Below are 6,767 nucleotides of genomic sequence, written 5' to 3' on the forward strand. Positions count from 1 at the left end.
GGTTGCTGGGATATGCTTTACTCATGTCACTCTCTCGGTACTGTTTATTATCTATTCACAGCTTATACTGAGAGAGCTTTTTTACACCTTTTCCGACTTTTCAAACATCCTCTAACAGGTGAAAATAAAGATGCAGTCGCAGATAATCCTTTGCCTAGGAGGTGTTTTAGGTTAACTAAAGGCGGTGGTAAAGCACTTTTTTTTCCATCCGTTCTAAGCTTTGCTCTATCAACGTCAAATTTTCTTGTAACTTTAATCCAGATGCCTCTAACGGTGGATGACCATCATTGGTTATAGAATTACGTACTGCCGAGCAATAATCTTCAATAATAGTCGCCAAATCCTTATCTTCATTGACAACACTACGTTCAATGTCTCGTAATCCTCTAACCTTTTTTGTAATTAGTCAGTGCAATAAGAAACATTAAATGAGAATGGACAAAAAACTGACAGGGACTATATTATCAGGAGCATGGGAATTAACGACCAACTACTGCCCACCCTAATCAATGCCCCTGACTTTGAACCAGAGCAGATGGGGGCAAGTTTTTGGTATGAAGCCTACCTGAAACAGAAGCAAGAAAATGTTGAGCTAGAAGCCAAACTAGCCCAGGTAGAGAAAGAGTTGGAGCAGCTCAAAGAAAAGTTAAACAAGTTGAATCTCAGGAGCAGTGAGAATAGCTCCCAACCGCCCTCGCAAGATGGGTACAAGAAGAAAAATAAAGGATTTGAGACAAAAGTCAAGAAGAAGAGAGGGCCAAAATACGGTCATGAAGGGACAACTCGGAATGGCTTTGAGCAAGTAGACAATCAAATAGAACTCAACTTGGAGAACTGTCCAGTTTGTAGTACCCCAATAGATAGAGTAGAGTCGGCCCCAGTCAGGCACTCGCAGATAGCCGAGTTGGTGAGCCAACCAGTGCAAGTGAACGAATATCAGCGGCCGCTTTATGAATGTCGTAATTGCAGTTGGCGGGGGTATGCTGACTTGCCCTTGGGTTGTCGGGAAGATTTCAGTTACGGAGCGTTACTGAGTAGTCTGGTCGGATGGCTAGGCTATGGGGGACATCTGAGTTGGTCTAAACAAAGGTATTTGGTAGAGACGATTTTCGGTATCCCAATGTCTCAGGGAAGCCTGGCGAAAATGCACCAATGGTTTAGTCAAAGCCTGTACCCTAGCTATGAAAAGTGGTGGGAATTGATACAACAGCCAGGGGTACGTTGCGTTGATGAAACTAGTTATCGGCTTGATGGGGTGAATTACTGGCTGTGGGTAGCGACATCTGCGTCAGTCTGTGTGCTATTTTTAGCGCCCACTCGCAGTTCTGCTGAAGTTAAATCTTTACTGGGGGAAGACTTTGACGGTATTCTCAGCAGTGATTGTTGGTCGGCTTATAGTCCCCAAAGTGCATCAGCTAAACAAAAATGTCTGGCTCACATTGAAAGAGAATTAAAAGCCTTAGAAACCTCTCACTTGGCTGCCAATCGACAGTTTGCCAAACAGGTTTTTCCGATTCTCCATAGTGCCAGACTCGCACACCGAGCTTTTCACACTGGTGAACTCACCTTGGAGCAATTAGGACAACACCGCATCAGGGTTGAAGCTCAACTGGCAGAGGTGCTGAATCATCCACCATCCAAAGTATGGGCTGCTGATGCCCAGAATTTAGCCAATCGTTTCCGCAAGTATTGGACAGATTGGTTTACTTTTCTCTCCCATCCAGAGGTGAAACCAGATAATAATGATGCGGAACGGGCATTGCGCCCAGTGGTCGTCCATCGCAAAGTTAGTGGTGGTGCCAGAAGTCATTGGGGCGGTCAACTCGTAGGCATGATGTTCAGCTTCTTGGAAACCATGCGATTGCAAGGAAAGAATGCTGTTGAGGAACTTTTCAATTTGTTAGCTTTCGGGCGTTCTCCACCCCAACCACATTTTACGCCATTGACCTAGGGCTTATCTGCTAGTCTCTTCTCAATAAGCCCTACTTCTTGCTGTGACTAATTACCCTTTTTTTTTAATTCTTTTTTTGCATGTCGATCCGCCTCATATATGGGAATAATAGCTTCCTTCAGGTAATGATAATGACACAAACCATAAGCAATACTAGGTAATGCTACTTTAACAGCTTTACGAATTGATTGTTGTCCATCACTAACAACGCCATCAATTGGTACATTTAGGGTATTAGTTACTTCTAATAATAACGCCACCAAATCTTCATTTCTTGATGATAATAAGGTTTTAGCTAATATTATTTCTCCTGATATGCAATCTCGAATTACCCATAATACCTCATGTCCAATTTCTGGCTGCATTGCATCGATCGCTAATATCACCCGTTCTTGATTTTTAAATATTGCTTTTAACCTTTTATGATCTTTTAGCCATAAAGAAAGTAACTCGTCATATCTGTCAATTAGGTGCATGACCGTTCGTTGACTGATACATATACCCTTTAATTCAAGGTGAGTGTGTATTTGAGGAACACTTCTATGTTCCTGGTAGCGTAATGCTCCTTATAAAATCACATCCAAACCAAATTCGTTCTGTGGTAGAGCGAATGACCCTTCTTGCTCTGGTCTATATGCTTTTTTATACCGCAGACATGACTGATTTTGACATCGACGAATTTTTAGCTGTAGTTCTACTACCCCATTTAATGTTCTTATATGTCGAGGATTATTGTATTCATTCCACATTGCTTGACCGCACAAAGGGCATTTTTTTTGAACACAATCGAGTACTTCAAACGATGTTGCCTCTGGCTTTAGACTTTTTCTTACCAAGTTTTTGCACCATTATTTCGCTACAAGGTCAAGATTACAGGATTTTTACTCTTCTCTAGTAAGTTTTGCCACGCTAGGTTACGGCCTCCCCAACCCAGGCTTCGGGCTTGTATTGTTGCCCAAATATGCCATGTTTTCTCGTTCAAATAAGGCGATACAGCAGTTTCCGCTATTGTGAGGTACGTTCTCAGTCCTGAAAGATACAGGAAATAAGAGTTTCTAAGCCAAGGGTCTTTTTTGCTCTTGAAAATAGAGGTGTAGATTTTTGTAATCTTTGGTAAATCGCAAAGTTTTTTCCAAAAGAGCAATCGCCAATGGTTAATAAGTTTAGATACAACCGTTTCTATTCCTACAATAAAACAGCTATGTCCACTAATCGTTAAGAGGTAAATTCACCAATTTTAACTCTTAAACTCTACATTATTTATTGTTAAATAATTACAACCAATTACCCAGAAGAACATAAGGTGCCCAAAAATATGGACGATTTTCTTTCGCTAGAATTGCAAGTTGAGCGTGTTGCAAAGCTTGAGATTTCGTGATTCCAGCATCCAATTGCCGATATAATTCACCCATAAATTCACTAGTAGACTCATCATCTATTGTCCACAAAGTAGCTAATGTACTACGTGCGCCTGCTCGTACCGCTACTCCAGCTAATCCTAAAGCAGCTCGTTTATCTCCTGTGGCGGTTTTACAAGCACTGAGGACGAGTAGTTCAATTGTTTCGGGTCGGCTTTCACCTCTAGCCCGTAATAAACCATCTAGCTCCCTAACCTTTAGTAAGCTATCCCAAGTAAGAATATAGGTTTGTTCGATATCTGAACTGAATTGCCCGTGAGTAGCTAGATGCACTATTGAAAAGGGGGTAGATTGAATTTGATTGTGCAGATTAGTTTTCGTGAACTCTTGATTTAAAAGTTGTTTACTTGATTTAACTGAAGATTGAATTTGTTTTAATTCCTGAGTAACATTTAAAAGTTCAGGAAATGATTTACCTTCAATCAAGCGTTTCTGCTCGACTCCAGCCACTAAAGCATTTAGGGGCACGTTGTGTAAAGATTTAGGAGAAAGGAGTTGTAGTCCAGGCATCAGAGAAATGGCATACTTTTCTATTAAGTATTTCTGCTGTTGTTGATCGTAAAGAATTCCCATTGGGATATTCCGCAAAGAACCATCTAGCACAAATACTAGGGATGTTATACCTTTGTTTGCTAAATCTGCTTCAATAGGTCTAATTAACCAATCATATAACTTTTGTGAGCGCTGTTTAACATCAGGCTCTCGGCTTGCTACAGGCAAATCTTTCTGTAGTTGCTCTACAGTCTTTTCTAATATATTTTTAGGAATTTTAGCTGTTTGACGGTAGATTATATCTTGCCCTGGCAACCTAGTAATAATTTCTAGCCGATTATCTAAAATAATTGGATAAATAACAGCTGTGGATTTTTCTTTTTCAACTAATTTATCAAGGTCAACTCTTGGTAGCAAACAAGGCGAACGAAAGAAATTATCTAATTCTGCTAATTGAAGAGATTCGATTACCTGACGAGCTTGAATAAGATTATCTGGCTTTTGAATCGTATTGTCTGGAAGTTGCAATAGTAAATCAACATACTGCCGATACACAGGTTCTATGCTCTCACGAAAAGAAAATTGTACGTCAGAATTAATCGCAACTAAATCATTACGAAGAGACTTGAGAGCGTTGTAAGCTCGACTATAAGCATCTGTTGCTGCCGGGATATTGGATTGCTTTTGCAGTATCCGTCCCATCTGCCAATGCCATTGATAAGCAATGTCTTGAGCATCAATGGACTCAGCTTCTACCAAGGCTTGCTGTGTAAGACCTTTGGCATCAGATAACTGTCCAGTTTGTTCATACAGTTCGCCAAGAATACCAAGTGCATAAGATTCAGTTCGTTGATCTTTTAAGCTTTTAGCCACTTGCACAGCTTGCGCTAGCATTTTAGCAACATCTTTTGGTTCAACTGAGCTTTGTCTCATTTTGCTCAAACTCTGGGCAAAATTAATTCGGTAGTTAACAGCCATGCGACTTGGAGGCAAACTGTCTATCTGAGACTGGATTTGTGGCAATAAAGTTTTTGCTGTACTAACTTCCTCTTGCTCTACCAATAGTCTTAATAAATTCAGTTGAGCCTGGAGCCGCACAGTGGGTATCGCAGCTCCAATCTGCACTGCTTGTTCATAATATTGAATTGCTGTTTGAGCATAATCCTTAGCACGGCTTGAGTTCCCTAAACTTAGTTGAGCGTAGATTTGAGCGCGGGCTGTATTACCTAAACTAAGTAAAGCATTACTTTGAGCGTTCGCACTTCCCACTTTCCCAGCCACAGAATAACTTTCTTTTAGGATTTTGTGAGAATCATTTAAATAACCCAAACTTCGCAATACATTCCCTAAACTATACAATCCTCTAGCTTTAACAGGAGAATCTGGTTGTTTTTGCAGATTTTCTCGTAGTGAGGTTAAAGTGTGATCTGCTTGGAGATAATTCCCCAAAGCTTGCATTGCTTGGGCTTGATTAATGTGATTGCTAATTAGCGCTGATATATCATCTAAATGCTGATAAATTTTAGCTGCTGATTGCCAAGTACTTAGGGCTACTTCAGTTTGTCCCTGTGCTAACTCCAGCCCACCTCGAACATCCAAAGCTTGAGCAAAGACTTGCGATTGCTCTTGTGAAGAATCTGAATATTCTATACTTTGTAATAATTTAATAGTTTGTGAGATGACTTCATTCGCTTGCTGCCATTGCCCTAATTGCTGATACGTTAAGGAAAGGTTAGTCAAAGCTATAGCTTCATTCAATACATTATTAGTAGCTTTAAATTCGTCTGCTGCTTTTTTTAGAAGTTGTACCGCTTCTGTAAACTCTCCCCCTTCATAAAGTACTTGGCTTTGCTGCACTAAACTAAAAATTTGGGTTTGGTTAACAGCAGGTTTTATTGCTACAGCCGAAAAATATAAAACTTTAGATTTGGCAAAGGCTGCTGTAAAAAAAAGAGAGGAATCCAAAATAACAGATAAAAATATACAAAGAAATATAGTCAAAAATGATAATAGCAAATATTTAAAAAAGTTCATATAAGTTACAAAATTTATTTTCTATTCGTTTCTGATAATTAATTATAAAAACCATCTAGTACTCTGTGTGATTCTGGATGAATTTGTAGCTACAACATGGCGATAGTCGTTGTAAATCAGATATTCCCCACGCTACGCATTATACCAATTCTCTAAAATGAAAATGAGGCAACAGATGTAAATCAGGAAAGTCTTGCTGCATCTAAGTTTCTTTGCGGGGCTACAAAAAGGGCTAGGACGCAGATAAAATAAGCCTCATAGCCCTTTCTCCTTGCTGGTAGTACTTACGCTTATTAAGACTCAATCTCAATAATTCAGTGACTAACTCATAAGAATTTTCCATGAAATTGACCCAATTGCGGCCATAAAGACCAATATAAAAACTACTGTGTCGTCGAACAATCCGCTTAGATTCTTTAATTCGTCCAACATATTTTTGAACACCCATGCGTTTAATTTTTTGACCAGATATAGTTGCAGAGGTATAGGCAAGCGAGATTAATAATATTAGAGAAGTTAGCCGTTGTCCTGATACATTGGTATCTTCCAAATTATAACCACCACTCTTAAAATCTCTAAACATTTCTTCAATATCAAAACGTCGTTTATAAGCAATAATCGCTGAATCTAAATCATCTAAATTAGTCCTGACTTTTCCCGTTAAGTCTCGAAAAACTTGCTGGAAAAGGATTTAAGAAACAGTACAGCAAATACGGTACAGTAATTAAAATTGGGTGCTAAAGGTAACAAGCAATGCTGAACTGGTGGGAGAAAAATTTTGCAACCTTAGAACTAGGCGATAAGCCTGACGGCATGGCTTCGCTTACCGCCGATTAAATGAGCGTGCAATGTCGATAGGTTATGCTCTAAGT

5 protein-coding genes and 1 pseudogene are annotated in these 6,767 nt (G+C 39.6%); 1 reads left to right on the forward strand and 5 read right to left on the reverse strand.

Features of this window, described 5'->3' with window-relative positions; translation table 11 throughout:
• Window positions 1-175 precede the first annotated feature (175 nt).
• Window positions 176-340 (reverse strand): hypothetical protein, encoded by a 165-nt coding sequence (locus H6G97_RS42310; RefSeq protein ID WP_190946535.1) that lies wholly within the window; start codon window positions 338-340, stop codon window positions 176-178.
• A gap of 132 nt (window positions 341-472) precedes the next feature.
• On the opposite strand from H6G97_RS42310, the gene tnpC reads away from it, so the two are divergent.
• Window positions 473-1,951: an IS66 family transposase gene (gene tnpC, locus H6G97_RS42315; RefSeq protein WP_190946536.1), complete on the forward strand. Its 1,479-nt coding sequence runs from the start codon at window positions 473-475 to the stop codon at window positions 1,949-1,951.
• A gap of 47 nt (window positions 1,952-1,998) precedes the next feature.
• Here tnpC and H6G97_RS42320 read toward each other — a convergent pair whose 3' ends face one another.
• The 4 genes and pseudogenes from H6G97_RS42320 to H6G97_RS42335 form a co-directional block, all read right to left on the reverse strand.
• Complete coding sequence (locus H6G97_RS42320) at window positions 1,999-2,427, reverse strand: hypothetical protein (protein WP_190946537.1); 429 nt, start codon at window positions 2,425-2,427, stop codon at window positions 1,999-2,001.
• 90 nt (window positions 2,428-2,517) lie between these two features.
• Window positions 2,518-2,700 (reverse strand): hypothetical protein, encoded by a 183-nt coding sequence (locus tag H6G97_RS42325; RefSeq protein ID WP_190946538.1) that lies wholly within the window; start codon window positions 2,698-2,700, stop codon window positions 2,518-2,520.
• Between the two features lie 525 nt (window positions 2,701-3,225).
• Window positions 3,226-5,826 carry a CHAT domain-containing protein gene (locus tag H6G97_RS42330; RefSeq protein ID WP_242055969.1) on the reverse strand — a complete coding sequence of 867 codons (2,601 nt, stop codon included), beginning with the start codon at window positions 5,824-5,826 and terminating at the stop codon, window positions 3,226-3,228.
• Window positions 5,827-6,127: 301 nt separating this feature from the next.
• Window positions 6,128-6,547, reverse strand: a pseudogene (locus H6G97_RS42335) (IS4 family transposase); the annotation flags it as partial.
• Window positions 6,548-6,767 lie beyond the last annotated feature (220 nt).

It is taken from the genome of Nostoc flagelliforme FACHB-838, assembly GCF_014698065.1.
Classification (GTDB): domain Bacteria; phylum Cyanobacteriota; class Cyanobacteriia; order Cyanobacteriales; family Nostocaceae; genus Nostoc; species Nostoc flagelliforme_B.